13 protein-coding genes and 1 other RNA gene are annotated in these 17,400 nt (G+C 40.4%); 2 read left to right on the top strand and 12 right to left on the bottom strand.

Going from position 1 to position 17,400, the window contains the following annotated elements; genetic code table 11:
- Positions 1 to 54: 54 nt before the first annotated feature.
- The 5 genes from KZZ04_RS09175 to KZZ04_RS09155 form a co-directional block, all read right to left on the bottom strand.
- Positions 55 to 1,056, bottom strand: a complete 1,002-nt coding sequence (locus KZZ04_RS09175; RefSeq protein WP_219422523.1) for a TniB family NTP-binding protein — start codon at positions 1,054 to 1,056, stop codon at positions 55 to 57.
- A 2-nt stretch (positions 1,057 to 1,058) separates the two neighbouring features.
- Entirely contained in the window at positions 1,059 to 2,867 is a 1,809-nt protein-coding gene (locus KZZ04_RS09170) for a Mu transposase C-terminal domain-containing protein (protein WP_219422522.1), read from the bottom strand.
- On the bottom strand, positions 2,860 to 3,489 hold the full coding sequence (locus KZZ04_RS09165) for a TnsA endonuclease N-terminal domain-containing protein (protein ID WP_219422521.1): 630 nt from the start codon (positions 3,487 to 3,489) through the stop codon (positions 2,860 to 2,862). The genes KZZ04_RS09170 and KZZ04_RS09165 overlap by 8 nt, the downstream gene beginning before the upstream one ends.
- Positions 3,490 to 3,621: 132 nt before the next feature.
- Positions 3,622 to 3,718: signal recognition particle sRNA small type (ffs, locus tag KZZ04_RS09160), an RNA gene on the bottom strand.
- 138 nt (positions 3,719 to 3,856) lie between these two features.
- Complete coding sequence (locus tag KZZ04_RS09155; RefSeq protein WP_219422520.1) at positions 3,857 to 4,744, bottom strand: DUF3014 domain-containing protein; 888 nt, start codon at positions 4,742 to 4,744, stop codon at positions 3,857 to 3,859.
- Positions 4,745 to 4,981: 237 nt separating this feature from the next.
- On the opposite strand from KZZ04_RS09155, the gene KZZ04_RS09150 reads away from it, so the two are divergent.
- Positions 4,982 to 6,127: a patatin-like phospholipase family protein gene (locus KZZ04_RS09150; RefSeq protein ID WP_219422567.1), complete on the top strand. Its 1,146-nt coding sequence runs from the start codon at positions 4,982 to 4,984 to the stop codon at positions 6,125 to 6,127.
- Position 6,128: 1 nt separating this feature from the next.
- Here the strand turns inward: KZZ04_RS09150 and KZZ04_RS09145 are convergent, their stop codons facing one another.
- Positions 6,129 to 8,102, bottom strand: a complete 1,974-nt coding sequence (locus KZZ04_RS09145; RefSeq protein WP_219422519.1) for a monovalent cation:proton antiporter-2 (CPA2) family protein — start codon at positions 8,100 to 8,102, stop codon at positions 6,129 to 6,131.
- A 133-nt stretch (positions 8,103 to 8,235) separates the two neighbouring features.
- Here KZZ04_RS09145 and KZZ04_RS09140 point away from each other — a divergent pair, with 133 nt between their 5' ends.
- The gene (locus KZZ04_RS09140; RefSeq protein ID WP_219422518.1) at positions 8,236 to 9,132 is read left to right on the top strand and encodes a GGDEF domain-containing protein; all 897 of its coding nucleotides are present in this window, start codon (positions 8,236 to 8,238) and stop codon (positions 9,130 to 9,132) included.
- A 65-nt stretch (positions 9,133 to 9,197) separates the two neighbouring features.
- Here the strand turns inward: KZZ04_RS09140 and KZZ04_RS09135 are convergent, their stop codons facing one another.
- From KZZ04_RS09135 to lpxB, 6 genes are all read right to left on the bottom strand, one after another.
- Positions 9,198 to 9,548 carry a hypothetical protein gene (locus KZZ04_RS09135; protein ID WP_219422517.1) on the bottom strand — a complete coding sequence of 117 codons (351 nt, stop codon included), beginning with the start codon at positions 9,546 to 9,548 and terminating at the stop codon, positions 9,198 to 9,200.
- Entirely contained in the window at positions 9,549 to 10,853 is a 1,305-nt protein-coding gene (gene tilS / locus KZZ04_RS09130) for a tRNA lysidine(34) synthetase TilS (RefSeq protein WP_219422516.1), read from the bottom strand.
- A gap of 91 nt (positions 10,854 to 10,944) precedes the next feature.
- The gene (gene accA, locus KZZ04_RS09125; protein WP_006793614.1) at positions 10,945 to 11,901 is read right to left on the bottom strand and encodes an acetyl-CoA carboxylase carboxyl transferase subunit alpha; all 957 of its coding nucleotides are present in this window, start codon (positions 11,899 to 11,901) and stop codon (positions 10,945 to 10,947) included.
- Positions 11,902 to 11,917: 16 nt separating this feature from the next.
- On the bottom strand, positions 11,918 to 15,409 hold the full coding sequence (gene dnaE / locus KZZ04_RS09120; RefSeq protein ID WP_219422515.1) for a DNA polymerase III subunit alpha: 3,492 nt from the start codon (positions 15,407 to 15,409) through the stop codon (positions 11,918 to 11,920).
- A 3-nt stretch (positions 15,410 to 15,412) separates the two neighbouring features.
- Positions 15,413 to 16,015, bottom strand: coding sequence for a ribonuclease HII (gene rnhB, locus KZZ04_RS09115; RefSeq protein ID WP_219422514.1), 603 nt, complete (start codon positions 16,013 to 16,015; stop codon positions 15,413 to 15,415).
- A complete protein-coding gene (gene lpxB / locus KZZ04_RS09110) occupies positions 16,005 to 17,162 on the bottom strand; it encodes a lipid-A-disaccharide synthase (protein WP_219422513.1) in 1,158 nt (385 codons plus the stop codon). The genes rnhB and lpxB overlap by 11 nt, the downstream gene beginning before the upstream one ends.
- Positions 17,163 to 17,400: the final 238 nt, after the last annotated feature.

Below are 17,400 nucleotides of genomic sequence, written 5' to 3'. Positions count from 1 at the left end.
TTTAATTTTTAAATATTCGAATAATAGTAATCTAGATTCATGATTCCGTATAACCTATTTCCTCAACAACTGACTAATAGGCATTCTGTCAGTAAACTTAGTCGCTATAAACGGATCTTCATCTTGGGCGCTTTCAGGTTTATAAAGTGAATAGCGCTCGACTTCACTTGCTGTAATTTCTGCAACGGGCAAGGTAAATAAGTTTGATACATCAGGGAAGAGTACGTCAAATGCTTTAACTAAGTGCTTGGTCGTGAGGGTTTTCGCGTTATCCATTAATGCATAAAGTACGGCATCATCTAAAAAGTATTTGAGCGTTCTAAAGCAACCTTTTGATAATGAGAACAAAGCAAATACTGTAGCTTGATCACTTAAGTTTGGTTTTACGGTAAATGGCATACGGTTGGCTAGGCCAATTATTAGTTGTACAAAATGCTTTGGGTTTTCTGATAACTTAAAATAAGGCAGCTGCCGCCTCACTAATAAACGCGATGACCACTGTGGTTCATCTGCTATTTTTTCTGCCCACGGCATACCTACCAATACAATTGATACACCCGCTTCATCGTTAATGTATTTTAATCGGTTGGCAATCTCGCGGCGTTTTTTACCTTGGTTATGCTCAATTAACTCTTGAAACTCATCAATAATTATAAGCTCTGTGCCACACGTTTTTAGACATTTTATTAATGATGTGGTTAAGCGAGTGCCGTTTATTCGTAGCTTACGCTCTGTGCTGCCTACTTGCCCTAAGTCTTTAAGAAGCTCCGCTAAAGTAGATTCTAATGTCGGATTGCTAGGTATGCGGCTTACTAATACAGGGTGATTCATCACTCCATTAATGAATTGCGGTAAATGTCGTTCTTTATATTGCTTGATCAGTGCTGTTTTACCTGTGCCTGTATCGCCATTTAGCAGCATGCAAGGCTTTTCACCTGTTAACCCTTTACCAAGTCTTAATCTGTCGAAGTCGTTAAATACAGTGGTTATTATTGGGTATTCAATAAATACATCGCGAAATTCATTAAGCTTTTCTTTTTGTTTGTCGGTCAGCATAATTAAAATCCATCTAGATCTGAGATAAAGTCATCCCAACTATCAGCTGCCTGCTCTTTAGGTGTCACCTTTTTGGGCTCTACTGGCTCACTCTGAGCTATTGATTTTTGTGAGTCACTATTTACATTTTGATGCTTAGCTAACGCTTTCCCCCCTTTTACTTTTGAGTTTTTTGGCGCATTTTTTAACTCTTCAAACTCATTTTGAATTTTATTATGAATAAACATACGCGCTTTTGCTAAGCCTACATTATCGATAGAGCCCGAAATAAAATCGCGATGAATACGTATATTTATTTTATGCTGATTCAAACTTAAATTTTGGGTGTAACCGTTTGGGTCTATGCATGGCACTTTTATGTAATGCTCTAGCTTATCGAGGTAAACATATATATAAGAAATATCATCGGGGTTTAATTTAATTAAAACTTCTTGAGATACTTTGTGGCTGAACTGTTTTCTATAGTTGGCTAGTTCAGTACTGTCGTAGCTAAGGTTTTCTAGCCGTATCCCACCTTTACGAAGCACCCTATGGTTTGAAATACTGAGTACAACATCTAGTTGTTGAAGATCAGTATCACTTAGCATTGTTGGTGGTAACGTACTAAAGCCTTGCTCCCATAGTTGGCTAGGTATGTACTTAAAGCGGCTGTCAGCATCTTGATGGTAAACGTCTACTACCCATTTATGAAATAACTGCATAAAAGTTGTAAATCGCATGATTGCATCTTTTTTGGGATTGTATTCATGCTTTTGTAAAATGTTGGAAAAGGTTTTACCTGGAATAGGGTCTAATAATTCAGTGTTAATTGTACCGAACATGCGTTCTACAAAGGGTTTTAACCAAGGCTTTGCAACAGGGTTATACTGAGTATTAATGCCTATTTCTTCACAAGCAAGTTCAAGGCTGTTACTCCAAAATTCAGCGCCATTATCAACAACGAGTGTTTCAATTTTGCCAGCACACTTCCACTCATTAATCGTATCGGGGTATAGTTTTGCCACTTCATTTTTAGGTTTCATGGCATTTAGCATTGCTCGCCTCACTGCATCATAGCTAGGCTCACTGAAGCTAAAGTAATAGCCAACAATGCAATGGCTATACACATCTACTAACATGGTGAGTGTTGGCCGACCAAGTGGAATATGCAGCTCATCATCTAATAAGATAAGATCAAGTGGCGTATGGTCAATTTCAACTTTTTCGAGTACTCGGGTAGGCCGTGTGTGCCCTTGCACTTTATTAAAAGCAATATCAGCAAGGCGCTTACCATAACGAGCAATCATTACTTCGTATTGCGGTAAGTTATCTATTCTGTTTTTAAACGCTTTGTATGTTAAAGGCTTTAAAACACTGCCCACAACACTGTCGTTTTCAATAATAACTAAATCTGCATAATACTTATAAGCAGAAGCCACTGATGGTTTTTCTTTTACTAAGTAACGCTCAAGTGCTTTTTCAAAAAACTTATCGGTGGCTGTATCGCGCTCCCTGTTACCCTTTTTTTGGTGGCTTGGTATTAGCGCCATGATATTTTTATCTGCATTGGTATAAGCGCTATACCATCGTGCAGCTGTTCTCCAGCTGGGCTTTTTTTCTCCCTCAACTTCGGGCATTACTTTTAATAAAGGCTCAAGGTTTTTTTGTGTCCAACCGCCATGAATATTAGCCTCAAGCCATTGAATATATTTAAGCTTAGCAAATGTTGTTGTTTTAATTTTTTCAGGAAGGGCTTGTAAATCTTTGGCGTAATTTTGAGGTAGTTTGGTCTCTACTTTTGGTAATGGCTGGTTAAATTCATCATTAAACATTGTTAGACCAAATTGCTGTTTCTATTGATATTTCACTTGAAGTTAAGTCGGCAAATAACTTCCCTAACGATAATAAGCGTAGCACCGTAGCAAGGAGCTCACCGGCAGTTACTTTTAAAAAGCTAACTAACTGGCCCACTTTAATAGAGCCGTATTGCTTAACAAGTTCTATCACCGATGCTTGCAACTCTGTTAAGGACTGAAAACCAGAGTAGCGATGTAAAAGCTTTAAGTTATTGAGTGTTGGGTATACACGGATTTGCTTATCAGTAACCAGTATTAAATCACGTCCATCTTGCTTAGCTATGGCTTGCTTTTCAATAAAACGTGCACGAAAGTCTTCGTCGGCAATTTTGCTTTGTGGTTTTACTTCTATAAATTTTTGCGTGCCGTCTGTGTGGGTAAGTAAAAAGTCAGGTGTGTAACGGCAAATACGGTTATCAAACTCATATTCGTAACCGATTGGTTGTGCCTCAAATGCGGCTATTGATGGTGAAAATTCAAAATGGAAACACGCATCAAACTCTAAAGAGGATTCGACTAAACAGGTAGATTTATTTTTTTGACTAGCAAATTTATGGAGGTTTTTAACACGGGAGTGTTTGAGTTTTCTTCTGTACATGTGAGTCAACCATCTAACCATTTGGTTAAATACTAGACTATGCCACCTTATACTTCCAATTTATGCCATCTTTTAGTACAAATATGTCAACTTATACTTCAAACAACACCAAATGAGGAATTTGGGTGGCAGTCTTACCAGCCACATCTCGGCACACACGTCACAAACTGTGGCTGCTCCCTTCCGGGCCTGACCAGGTTCGCCTGCTAGTGTTGCGAGAGGACCAATAAGACTACCATTGAGGGCCTTGGTTGGCGCGGGAGGGATTATCTCTACTTTTACTGTGTTATTCAAGGGATAATCAAAAAAGAAAGTGCGATTGCATACTTCATATACAATCGCCGTATTAAAATTTAATTTGTGGCTGTTAATTGCTCTCTAATTGCGCTTTTATATTACGTAATGCGCCTTTCACTTTTTTCATGTTTTCTGGACCCATACGTAATAACTGCTTTTGAGCTGCGGGTAGTTGCTCCCATTCAGAAAACGCATACTGATAAGTCACTGAGTCACGAAGAAGTGGTAAGGCGCCTTCTGGTTCTGGTGTATCAAGCAGTAAATCAATTGCGTCGTTCAATGTTTGTTTAAACTCATCATCGCCGTAACCAATTTCTGTGTATGCATCATTAATAAGTGGCTTGTACTCTTCATACAATCGGACCACTTGCGCTGCACTCATACTCGTAAATACTTTTACATAAGGTGTATAACGCTCATAACTATTCGGATCAATGGTTAAAATGTCCCCTTCGCTGACACTAAAGCTTTCTTGGGGTTTGATAACAGGGTTATGTTTTTTAGCAACTTTACCTTGGGCTAAGTTATCAATAAAAACAACACCTCGGCGAATAACATCATCAGTGACCAATAGGCTCATAACAGAGTCACTCAAGTACTCGTCAATTTTAGCAACAACCACAGTATCACTATCATTTAAGGCAGGTAGCGTAGCTACTTCTGGTTCTGGTTCAACTATTCGCTGCGCTGGCACTTCGAGCTCTGCGGGTTGCTCAATGACTGTTGGCTCTTCTGGCTCAATTATATCTGGTTCAATTATATCTGGTTCATTTAATGGCTTAAGTTCCATTATTGGCTGCTCTTTTATCGGCTTTGTTACCTCTGTTCTCGACTCTGGCTCGTCACTTGGTTTGAGTAATACGAAAGCAACAACACAGGCAACAACAATTAGCGTAATAATAGCAAGAAGTAGATTACTGTTTGGTGAGCGTTTTTGAACATCTGATGAGTCTGACATACTAACTCCATAAAAAATTAAAATGCGATATCACTTAGAGTAGACTAAGTGGATTAAATTCATTCTGTTCGAGCTTTTATTAAATTAATACCTTAGATTATTCGGCCTGAATTGCGCATTAAATTGCGCTATAAAAAAGCAAGCACTTTTTCAAGAACAGTTATCCTTTGATTCTTCTAGCTTAAAGAATTACAGTTGATAAATAAAGTAAAGACGTTGAACAGTTTAACCACCAATATGAAAATTAAGCAAATAGATCCAAAAAAGCCTAAAACAGCCTTATTACTTACCGGTGGTGGTGCTAGAGCTGCGTATCAAGTAGGTGTTTTAAAAGCATTAGCTCATAGTATGCCACGTACCGCACCTCTTCCTTTTAGAATAATTAATGGTACATCTGCCGGAGCTATAAATTCTGCGGCCTTAGCGTGTTATGCCTCTTGCGCTCATTTAGCCGTGCGTAAATTAGAATCTGTATGGAAAAACTTTTCGACCTCTATGGTCTACAAAAGTGATTTTTTGAGTGTGTTTGGTCACATTGCGCGTAATATTTTAACCAGTTTTCAATCCGAACATATTAACCACCCACCTGCGAGCTTGCTGAATAATCGTCCTTTGCGTGGCTTACTTAACGAGATTTTAGACCTTCACCGCATAGAGCGTAATTTACACCGTAACTATTTAGAGGCTCTTTCTATTACCGCCTCAAGTTACACAACGGGTGACTCGGTTGCTTTTTTTCAATCAAATACCCAAACACCTTGGCAAAGAGCTAAGCGTGAAGGACGCTCTACACGCATCAATGTTGATCATTTAATGGCATCAAGTGCTATTCCAATGGTGTTTCCAAGCGTTAATATTCATAATCATTACTTTGGTGACGGCTCTATTCATCAATTGTCACCGCTCAGCCCATCAATACATCTAGGCGCCGAAAAAATATTTATTATTGGTGTCGATGAACCTAAAGAGCCGCATCCACCGGGGTATTCTGCGCATTACCCTGGGCTTTCGGCTGTTGCAGGGCACTTGCTTGATAGTGTATTTACCGACACCATGCAGTCAGATTTAGAACGTTTAGGCAGAATAAACCGCACTTTGGGGCTTTTACCTGCACGAGATAAACACCAAGAGCTAAAACAAATAGATAGCTTTATTATTAATCCCTCACAAAATTTTAATGTCATTGCGGCGCAATATTACAACGATATGCCATGGGCGATAAAAGTATTGTTGCGAATTATTGGTGTTAAAAAGCACTCTCAATCAAGTTTAACTAGTTACTTATTATTTGAGAAACGCTACACCCAACATTTAATGGAAATAGGGTATCAAGACGGTATAGCTAAGCTCCCCGAAATAAGGGCGTTTTTAGGGCTTGATTAACTTATTCAATGCCATCTAATAAAAAGTGCTCTACCCGTTCTACCCGTCGTGGTTTACCTTGTAAAACGAGTATATCGTTTGCTAGCAGGACAATTTGATCTGAAGGGGCGTCTATTTCTCGGTCTTGGCGTCGCAATGCTTTTATAGACACCCTGCGCTTTACTAAATTAAGCTCGTGTATGCTTTTATTAACCGCATGTGCTTTATCGGGAAGAGCAACCACATGTAAATATTCTAACTTATCTGAATTCCCCTCATCATTGTTTATATGCTCGCCCGTAAAAAAACGTTGTAGAAACTGATAGCGATTTCTTCGCTCATCGCTAACACGCCTAATAATTCGGCTCATGGGGACACCCGACATAGATAAAACATGCGAGACTATCATTAAACTTGCTTCAAGTGATTCTGGTACTACTTCCGTTACACCAAGCTCACGAAGCTTTTCAAGTTGACTGTCGTCTCGTGTACGTATCAGTATTTTCACCTCGGGTGCGATTTGCTTTATTGCGTCTATCACTATTTGTGTTTGGTCAAATTCAGTAAATGTAATAATCACCAAGCGTGCACGCTCTACACCGGCACACTTTAAAATATCTTTTTGTTTAACGTGGCCAAATATTACAGGCTCACCCGCTGCCTTTCCTTCTTGCACAAGTATGGGGTTACTTTCTACAGCAACATATTCAATTGCCTCTGGTTTTAAAAAACGCGCTATTGTTTGCCCTACCCTCGAAAAACCACAAATGACTACATGATTTGTGTAAAGCATACTTACTTGTGGCTCGCTATCCCATGCTACGCTTGGGCTATTTAATAACCCCAAACGCCTTAAAATGGTGGGTGTTTTTTCAATTAAAAATGGGGTTAACGCCATTGATAACACGCCAAGCGCAATTAAAAATGAAATGTGTTCGCTTGTTAATAGTTGGTGCTGTCTCCCTAAAGCAATTAACACAAAACCAAACTCCCCCATTTGCCACAGCATAATCCCACACGCTAATGAGTCATGCTTTCGCTCACCCATTAGTTGTGCACTAATAGCAACCACGGCTATTTTTAAAACCAACAACCCTAATAAGGCAGCAACGATAATAACGCCATTACTTAATACATAAAGTAAATCGAGCTGCATACCTACGGTTACAAAAAATAGCCCCATTAAAATATCGCGAAATGGTCGTATATCTGCTTCAAGCTGATGTCTGTAATGACTTTCCCCTAGCATCATACCGGCCAGGAATGCACCTAACGCCATTGATAAACCAAACATATAAGTGAGTAGCCCTGCAAATAAAGCAACGAGTAGCGTAGTCAATACAAATAGCTCATCGGTTCGTACTAAAGCTATTTCGTTAAATACTTTAGGCAGTACCCACTTACCAATAGCCCAAAGCAGTACGCAAACAAAAGCCCCTTTAGTTAAAGAAAAAGCCAACGCCCATCCAATTGTTTGTGAATCGCTTGCGGCAAATAAGGGAAGAATAATAAGTAGAGGTACGACCGCAATATCTTGAAACAACAATATACCTATTGCTAATTGCCCTCTGCGCTGATTAAGTTCTCCACTTTCTTTTAGTAATTTAACAACGACTGCCGTTGAAGACAGCGCCATAATAGAGCCAATAGTAAAGCTGGTAAGCAAGCTAAAGTTTAAACAATACAAAATTATAATGAGCACTAAACTGGTTACAATCACTTGCAGTGACCCTAATCCAAATACAATATTGCGCATTGCCATTAATCGGGAAATTGAAAACTCAAGCCCTAAACTAAAAAGCAAAAATACAATGCCTAGCTCTGCAACAAAGTCTATTTCGTGCGTATGTTCCAACCAACCAACGCCATGGCTGCCTGCTAAAACACCTGTTGCCAGGTACGCCAAAATTGGCGGCAAACCGATACGCTTAAAAAACCACACAAAAATTACGGCAGCCACAAGCAAGCCAAAAAACTGAGCATTAATACTTTGCAAATTTGGCCTCCGGCGTCAATTAAACTAAGGGATGTAGTTTAAATATAGCAAGCAATTGTTTTTAAGCTAGTTTTAAAATATGGCATAGAAATCGCTTAATAATGGCAAAGCAACACCCTCGGGGGAGAATTTAATGGAAAATGTCCATATTTTGACGCAACGTGTCTCTGGTCGCGGCGATTTTTTGCCGTTTTCGGCTGAGCACACACCAAATCACGAAACAACGGCAACACACGAGTTAGTCGCTGAGCTACAAACTAGCTTAGTTATTGAAGATGTATTAGCCATATATGCAAAGTTTACAAAAAAGCTTTTAAACTTTACGGGGTTGCAGTTTCAATCAACGCTTGGTACCGCACAAACGTCTGAAAGTGATACAAACAGTACACCCTATATTTTTGATTTAGCAATTGGAAGAGAGCATTTAGGGCAACTTATTTACTTTAGTAAATACCCTTTAGGCAAAGCAATTGAAAGCAAGCTACGGGCGCTTCACTCAGCGCTGGTTTACCCGCTACGTAATGCGATGATGTATAGCCGCGTTCTTAAATTGGCAACAAAAGACTCTCTAACGGGTCTAAATAACCGTAGTCAATTTAATGACATTTTATCTCAAAAACTAGAAAACTGTCGTCGTTATCAACGCCCTTTCAGTTTAATGTTATTAGACCTTGATAACTTTAAGCAGGTCAATGATCAGTTTGGTCATAAAGTTGGTGACGATACACTTAAAGAATTTGCCACAGTATTAAATTCAAGTATACGTGCGACAGATACTGTATTTAGATTTGGTGGTGATGAATTTGCAATATTAATTGAAGACCCTGAGTTTACAACTAACAAAGTGATTTCTGAACGCATTATGCAATTTGTAAAACACTCAAGTTTAATGTCTAAATACAGCGTAACGGTAAGTATTGGTTACACATTAGCGACAAGTAAAGACTGCGATATAGAATTATTCTCACGAGCAGATAAAGGATTGTACAAAGCTAAAGCGTCTGGTAGAAATTGCGCTAAAGCATATTAACTTAACGATTTAATTAATAAAGGCCTCGCTTCCCCCGCGGGGCCTTTTTTATGCAAACCGCGACCCTATTGCTTAATAGGCTTTGCGGGTAAAAACTTATAAATAGTAAGCGCTACACAAAAACCAAAAAAGTAACCACTCACTAAATTAATTAAGGCAGTGGCGGTGCCAAGAGGCGTAAATAACACTAAAACTAATGGTAAACTCACCCCTAGTATAAAAAACATGCCGCCTTTACCTAACCAGTAAGCCATTAAAATAACCGCTGATACAGCACCACCCGAAATAGCATAGGCTAAAGTAACAATGTTCAAATCGAGTAATACATTAGCAACTAACGCTATTAGGGCTGTAAATAGCATGCCTAATGGGGCTTTATTAACCAGCGATAACCCAACATGTGGCTGTTTACTCATTTATTTACACTCCCAATAAATACCATTTTCATCATAATGTTTTTCACTTATAAAATAGCCAACCACTTGGACTAATTCGTCGTTGTAGAAAATAAGCGGCACATGACTTCGAAGCCAAGGCGCTATTTTTGCATCTTTAAACCAGTGCTTAACGGTGTTGCTTCCTGGCTTTTTTAGTGGTGTTATACGAGCGCTATTGCAATTAAACCTTACTGAAACCTGCTCATTAGCATACGGCGCTCTTATTCCTGCACCGCTTTGCTTTGTTAATATGCGGCCATCATTGAGGGTGAGTTCATGAGTGATTAACTTATCATCATTCACAATGTTATTTTGAATTACAAAATACAAACTCCCTTGATGGCGTCTAACTTGTCCATCAACTAAGTCAATTTGAATTTGTGCGTCGGCCTGAGCATTTATTGCCTGGTTGATAATTTGTGACAACTGCTTTTGAGATGGCATTACTTCAGTAAACAAACCAAGCCACGCTCTTACCACATTCGCTAAACGCGGCTCACTGTATGACTTTATGTTGTTAATACATAACGCTTGTTGCGCATTTAAGCTTTGATTTAAATCAGTGAAAATATATTCATCAAGTAGAGCTTGTTGTTGCTGAAGTAACTCAATACTGCGAGCTGCACACAGCTCAAAACCATCAAACCGCTCTGCAAGTACGGGTACAACACTGGCGCGCAAAAAGTTACGATCGAAGCGCTCATCAGTATTGGAGTCATCTGTAATATGATCAATACCATATTGTGCAGCAAAGCTTTCAATTTCACTTCGTTTCACATCTAAAAGTGGCCTAAAACACACTCTGCCACTTTTTAATACGCGCTTTTGATGCATAGCGCCGAGACCTTTTAAACCAGAACCTCGTTTTAAACGCAGTAAAAAAGTTTCTATTTGGTCGTTTAAGTGTTGCCCTAGCAATATAATACTGTTTTTTGGGCTTTGCTCGTCGAGCGCTTTATAGCGAGCATCACGTGCTTGAGCTTCTAAGCTTGTTCGTGATTGAACCTCTATATTGACACTCACTGCCTGAAATGACACGCCAAGGTCTATACATAAGCGTTTACAAAACTGTTGCCAATCATGAGCATGTTTACTCAACCCATGATTAACATACACAGCACTGAGCGTAATCGTATCAACTTCACTTTTTAGCTTACTCATTAAATGCAGCAACACAACCGAATCTACCCCACCTGAAAGCGCAACAGTAAATGCGCTATTAGGTTGTTTAATATAGCTACTTAATGTTTTCTTTAATTGCTGGTAAATGGCTGATGACTGCATACAACACGCTATAAAATTATAATTTAATGTATTTTAAAACAAAAAAGCCGCATAGGCGGCTTTTTTTAACATTTAATATCAGTAATTACTGTTAGCAGTAACCAAACGACATTAAACGCTTGTAACGTTGATCAAGCATGTCTTCAAGCGAAAGCGCTTGTAAGTCTGCTAAATCACGCTTTAAACGCGTTTTTAAGTTACGCGCCATTGCATCGTAATTGCGGTGCGCGCCACCTAAAGGCTCATCAACTAAGTTATTGATTAAGTCTAACTCTTTAACGCGCTCTGCCGTTACACCCATGGCTTCTGCTGCAAGTGGCGCTTTATCTGCGCTTTTCCATAAAATGGATGCACAGCCTTCTGGCGAAATCACCGAGTACGTGCTGTATTGCAACATGTTAACTCTGTCGCCAACACCAATGGCTAATGCACCACCTGAACCGCCTTCACCTATAACCGTACAAATAGTGGGCACTTTAAGCGCGGCCATTACTTTAAGGTTACGAGCGATTGCTTCAGACTGTCCACGCTCTTCAGCGCCCACACCTGGGTAGGCACCTGGTGTGTCAATAAAGGTCATTATTGGCATTTTAAAACGCTCAGCCATTTCCATTAAGCGTAGTGCTTTACGGTAGCCTTCTGGTTTTGGCATACCAAAGTTGCGTTTAATTTTTTCAGCTGTGTCACGCCCTTTTTGTTGGCCAATAACCATCACTGGTTCGCCATCTAAACGTGCAACACCGCCTAAAATAGCCGGATCATTAGCAAATGTACGATCGCCTGCAAACTCGTCAAATTCCGTAAAAATGCGCTCGATATAGTCTCGAGTGTAAGGACGCAACGGATGACGTGCTAACTGTGATACTTGCCAAGCGCCTAAATTTGAGAATATTTCCTCTTTTTGTTTAGCACTTTTTTCTTTTAATTTGCTGACTTCCTCTTCTAACTCAAGGTCTAACTCGCCAGCGCGGCTTATGCTTTGTAATTCTTCAATTTTTGCTTCTAATTCTGCAATTGGAAGCTCAAAATCAAGATAATTGAGGCTCATGCTCTAAACTACCTAATCAGTTAAATTCTAGTTCTACATTTTGTGCCGCCATAAGTGATAACTTATGAATTAAGTCGTCGCTCGGCGTGACACACCATTCGATCCCTAGGGTTAATTGCGCCAACGCATCGGGGCGTTGGTAATAAACCTTGATCGGACACGTTCCCATTTTATAAGGTTCGAGTACTTTTTGTAATTTATCGAAGAAACCTGCCTCGATTTGCACCATGTTCAGCGTCATTTTAATCGCTTTAATGCGTTTTTCACGCGCTTGAGCAATGGTGTTTATTTCTCTGGCGGTCATTGTAATGCCACCAGAGAAGTTATCAAAGCTGACCTGTCCAGATATTACCAAGATATTATTAACTTGCAGCATTTCTTGGTACATTTCAAACTGTTCTGGGAACAAGCGTACATCAATACGGGCGCTCTTGTCATCTAAAGTTATTAAGCCCCAGCGGTTCCCTTTTTTATTAATTAAGGTGCGAGCAGAAATAACCAAACCAGCAGCGGTTGAGAGTACATCACGATTAGTTGGTTGTAAATCCACCAGCTTTCCGCTGGTGTAATACCTAAGTTCTTTTCGGTACTGATTTATCGGATGCCCTGTTAAATAAAGGCCTAACGTGTCTTTTTCACCCTCTAACCATTCATTGTCGGTCAGCCCCGTCGCCTTAATAAAGGCTTGCTCAACTTCATCAGGCTCGGTGGCTAATAAACCAAATAAATCGCTTTGCCCTAGTTGCTCTGCCTTGTTGTGCTGATCGGCTGCGCGCATGGCATCTTTTAAACTTGCCAGTAACGTTGCACGCCCTGCTTGGGTTTTATCTGGCCCTAATTGATCAAGTGCACCGGCATAAATTAATTTTTCAGTAACCCGTTTATTTAAGCGTTTTAAGTCAACGCGAGCACAAAAATCAAATAAATCCTTAAACGGCCCGCCTTTTGCGCGCGCTTCTAAAATTGCGTCTACTGGCGCTTCGCCCACGCCTTTAATAGCGCCGATACCGTAAACAATTTCACCTTGCAGATTTACCGTAAACTTAAACTCACCCGCGTTTACATCGGGCGGTAATAAGGTGAGTTTCATGTTTTCACATTCATCCACCAAAATAACTATTTTATCGGTGTTATCCATATCAGCCGACATTACTGCAGCCATAAACTCTGCCGGATGGTGCGTTTTCATCCACAGTGTTTGGTACGACACCAATGCATAGGCCGCTGAGTGAGATTTATTAAAACCATAACCTGCGAACTTCTCTACCAAGTCGAAGATTTTAATGGCGAGTTCGCCGTCAATACCATTATTACGCGCGCCATCTTCAAACGTTGAACGCTGCTTTGCCATTTCTTCGGGTTTTTTCTTACCCATTGCACGGCGTAACATATCGGCGCCACCCAACGTATAACCTGCGAGCACCTGCGCTATTTGCATTACTTGTTCTTGATACAAAATAATGCCGTACGTCGGATCAAGTATTGGTTTTAAGCTTTCGTGTTGGTATTGCGCATCTGGGTATGAGATTTCTTCTCGGCCGAGTTTTCGGTCAATAAAGTTATCTACCATGCCTGATTGCAGTGGCCCTGGGCGAAACAAGGCCACGAGTGCAATCATATCCTCAAAACAATCGGGCTTAAGGCGGCGTACTAGGTCTTTCATACCACGCGATTCTAGCTGAAACACTGCCGTTGTTTCGGCGCGTAGTAATAGCTCTATGCTTTTTTTATCATCCAGTGGAATGGTGTTGATATCAACAGGATCTTTGCCTTCGCGCTGCATGCGCACGTTGGTCATATCCACAGCCCACTGCAAAATGGTCAAGGTACGTAAGCCCAAGAAATCGAACTTAACAAGGCCTGCGGTTTCTACGTCGTTTTTATCAAACTGGGTAACCGGAAACTTACCTTCATCGTCACAATAAAGTGCAGCAAAATCGGTAATGGTCGTCGGCGATATTACAACACCACCGGCATGCTTACCGGCATTACGCGTACACCCTTCTAGGATGCGACACATGTCTATTAAGTCTTTTACTTCAGAGTCGCCGTCGTAGGCTTCTTGCAAGCGCGGCTCTACTTCAAAAGCTTTGGCAAGGGTCATCCCTGGATCGCCTGGGATCAGCTTAGAAATACGATCAACAAAGCCATAAGGGTGGCCAAGTACACGGCCTACATCGCGTATTACCGCTTTTGCCGCCATGGTACCAAAGGTGATAATTTGTGATACCGCATCACGGCCATACAATGCCGATACGTGATCAATTACTTCATCGCGCCTATCCATACAAAAATCGACGTCGAAATCGGGCATTGATACACGTTCAGGGTTAAGGAATCGCTCAAAGAGTAAGTCAAATTCAAGCGGATCGAGGTCTGTAATTTTAAGCGCATATGCTACTAATGAACCCGCACCCGAACCACGCCCAGGACCTACCGGAATATTGTTATCCTTACTCCACTGAATAAACTCCATTACGATTAAGAAGTAACCCGGAAAACCCATTTGGTTAATTACGCCAAGCTCTATTGCTAAACGCTCATCGTATTCAACGCGTTTTACTTTACGGTCTTCTTCGTCTGGGAATAAAAACTGGAGACGTTCTTCAAGGCCGTCTTCTGAAACTTTAACCAAAAACTCATCTATATTAAGAGAGCCTGTTGGGTAATCTGGCAAAAAGTATTCGCCTAACTTTACAGTCACATTACAGCGTTTGGCTATTTCTACAGTATTTTGCAGTGCTTCGGGTATATCGCTAAATAGCTCAGCCATTTGCTCAGGCGTTTTTAGGTACTGCTCTTCTGAGAAACGTTTTGGGCGGCGCTTATCATCAAGGGTGTAACCATCAAAAATAGCAACTCGAATCTCATGCGCTTCAAAATTTTCTGGCTTTAAAAATACCACTTCGTTGGTTGCTACAACGGGTAACTGCTCTTTAGCGGCAAGCTCTACCGCCATGTGTAAGTAGTCTTCCTCAAGTGGACGATTTGTGCGAACCAATTCTAAATAGTAATGATCGCTAAAGTGCTGCTTGTAAAAGCTAATAACCGATTCAATAACACCAGGGTTATTTTTTAAAAGCGCCTTACCTAAATCACCATCTTTCGCGCCAGATAGGATAATTAACCCTTCTTTGTGGTTAGCTAACCATTCTCTGTCGATGACTGGGCGATGAAAAACATGACCTCGCTGATACGCTTCAGAAATTAATAGCGTTATATTTTTATAACCTACATTGTCTTTAGCTAAAATTGTAATACGGCATGGTTCACCGGGGAATTCAGGGCTGCGCAGCCAAAAATCAGCGCCAACAATCGGCTTTATACCCGCATTGTGCGTGGCGCCATAAAAGCGCACTAAACCACAAAAGTTCATTTGATCGGTAATAGCAAGCGCAGGCATTTCAAGCTCTTGCGCTTTAGCGACTATTGGCTTGGTTTTGGCTAAGCCATCAACCATCGAAAAGTCTGAGTGAACCCTTAAATGTACAAACTCTGGTGCAGCCATGGTTTATGCCTCCCCCTTAACTAACATTAATACGCGCTGCACAGGTTTAAAGCTTTTCCGGTGCTCGTCAATTGCGCCGTATTGCTCAAGCGCTGCAAAGTGCGCTTTAGTTGGGTAACCTTTATGCCCTGCAAACCCATATTGTGGGTAGCGTGCATCGAGTTCAATCATTTCATCATCACGCGCTACTTTAGCTAAAATAGACGCTGCTGATATTTCAGCCACTAGACTATCGCCTTTAACAACCGCTTGTGCCGGCATTGTTAATTTCGGTAAACGATTACCATCTATAAATACAAATTCAGGCTGTGTGCTTAACCCTTCAACTGCGCGGCTCATAGCAAGCATGGTGGCGTGTAAAATATTTAACTCGTCAATTTCTATTGGGCTGCAACGCCCATAGGCAAAGCACAGTGCTTTTTCTTTTATTTCTAAAGCCAATGCTTGGCGTTTTTTATCTGTTAACTTTTTAGAGTCGGCTAAACCTGCAATAGGTTTAGTTGGGTCGAGTATTACCGCAGCGGTAACAACATCACCTACAAGCGGACCGCGCCCTACTTCATCTACACCGGCAATTAAGGTTACATTAGGTCGTTCAATTTGCATGTATTAACTCCGCGACAGCTTGCGCTGCTTGTTTGCTGGCGTTTAATCTAATTTTTTCATGAATTGCTAAAAACCGTGCTTTTAATTGTTTGTTATCTGTCTCTAGCATAGGTGTAAGTGCGCCTGTTAAATTGGCTACGTTACATTCGCTTTGTAAAAATTCAGGTACTAACTCTTCATCGGCCAATAAGTTAGGCAGTGAAAAATACTTAATATTAAAGGTGAATAAAGTTTTAAAAATCCAATAACTCATTGGCTTTATTTTATAACCCACTACCATGGGCTTTTTATAGAGCATGCCTTCAAGCGTGGCGGTGCCTGATGCAAGTAATATGGCATCTGCCGCTTGCATCGCTAATTTTGATTGCCCATCTAACAAACTAATATTAAGGCTAGGTGCTGTGGCATTTAAAATATCAGTAAACTGCGCTTTGCGCTTTTCGTTTACCAGCGGCACTACAATTTTAAGGTTGGGGTTTTGCGCTTGTAACTGCGCAGCTGTCTTTATATAGGTTTCGCTTAGTAAGCCTACTTCAGAGCCTCGGCTACCTGGTAGTAACGCAAGTACTTTGTCATCAAGACTTAACCCTAGTTCTGCACGTGCTTGGCTGTCGTTGTGCTCAAGCGCTATATCGTCAGCTAATGTGTGTCCTACAAACGTACACGGTACTTGGTGCTTATCGTAAAATTCTTTTTCAAACGGTAATAATGCAAGCACTAAGTTAGTAGCAGCGCTTATTGTATGTATGCGTTTTTCGCGCCATGCCCAAACAGACGGACTCACGTATTGAACGGTTTTAATACCTGTATCTTTTAACGTTTTTTCAACGCGTAGGTTAAAATCAGGGGCGTCTATTCCAATAAATACATCGGGTGGATTATCTACAAAATGTTGAACCAATTGCTTACGTATTTTAAGTAATCGAGGCAAACGCCCCAGCACTTCAACCAACCCCATTACAGATAGCTCATCCATATCGTAAAGCGTTTTACAGCCTTGCGCCTGCATTTTTGGCCCTGCAATCCCTTCAAAGGTGGCGCCTGGAAAATGTATTTTTAATGCTTTTATCAGGCCTTCGCCTAAAATATCGCCCGACAGCTCACCTGCCACTATACCTATTCGTAGTTGTTTTTTTTCTTTAGTCATTTGCTTTTTGGTTCATATTTAAATCGGGCGTCATAAGTTTAGTTTACCGCGTTTTGGTATGTGATTAAACGCTTTAAACAACTCGTTTTTTATCTATAAATATAATCTCTATTGTTGTTTATTTTTAATACTGATGTAGCATACAAATAATATATTAAGTTTTACTAATATATATTGACAAGTATTGAACAAATGTGAATAATATTAAAAACTTTCAGTAATTACTGAAAGTTCATTT

This window comes from Pseudoalteromonas sp. CR1 (assembly GCF_019392235.1).
Classification (GTDB): domain Bacteria; phylum Pseudomonadota; class Gammaproteobacteria; order Enterobacterales; family Alteromonadaceae; genus Pseudoalteromonas.
The sequence above is the reverse complement of the archived record's forward strand: the minus strand, read 5'-3'. Positions and strand labels throughout refer to the sequence as shown.

Bases quoted from the DNA above. Each gene is read 5' to 3' on its own strand.
- accA (WP_006793614.1), bottom strand. From the start codon at position 11,901: ATGAGCCTCAATTATCTTGATTTTGAGCTTCCAATTGCAGAATTAGAA.
- dnaE (WP_219422515.1), bottom strand. From the start codon at position 15,409: ATGGCTGCACCAGAGTTTGTACATTTAAGGGTTCACTCAGACTTTTCG.
- KZZ04_RS09165 (WP_219422521.1), bottom strand. From the start codon at position 3,489: ATGTACAGAAGAAAACTCAAACACTCCCGTGTTAAAAACCTCCATAAA.
- rnhB (WP_219422514.1), bottom strand. From the start codon at position 16,015: ATGCAAATTGAACGACCTAATGTAACCTTAATTGCCGGTGTAGATGAA.
- KZZ04_RS09170 (WP_219422522.1), bottom strand. From the start codon at position 2,867: ATGTTTAATGATGAATTTAACCAGCCATTACCAAAAGTAGAGACCAAA.
- KZZ04_RS09150 (WP_219422567.1), top strand. From the start codon at position 4,982: ATGAAAATTAAGCAAATAGATCCAAAAAAGCCTAAAACAGCCTTATTA.
- tilS (WP_219422516.1), bottom strand. From the start codon at position 10,853: ATGCAGTCATCAGCCATTTACCAGCAATTAAAGAAAACATTAAGTAGC.
- KZZ04_RS09155 (WP_219422520.1), bottom strand. From the start codon at position 4,744: ATGTCAGACTCATCAGATGTTCAAAAACGCTCACCAAACAGTAATCTA.
- KZZ04_RS09140 (WP_219422518.1), top strand. From the start codon at position 8,236: ATGGAAAATGTCCATATTTTGACGCAACGTGTCTCTGGTCGCGGCGAT.
- lpxB (WP_219422513.1), bottom strand. From the start codon at position 17,162: ATGACTAAAGAAAAAAAACAACTACGAATAGGTATAGTGGCAGGTGAG.
- KZZ04_RS09175 (WP_219422523.1), bottom strand. From the start codon at position 1,056: ATGCTGACCGACAAACAAAAAGAAAAGCTTAATGAATTTCGCGATGTA.
- KZZ04_RS09135 (WP_219422517.1), bottom strand. From the start codon at position 9,548: ATGAGTAAACAGCCACATGTTGGGTTATCGCTGGTTAATAAAGCCCCA.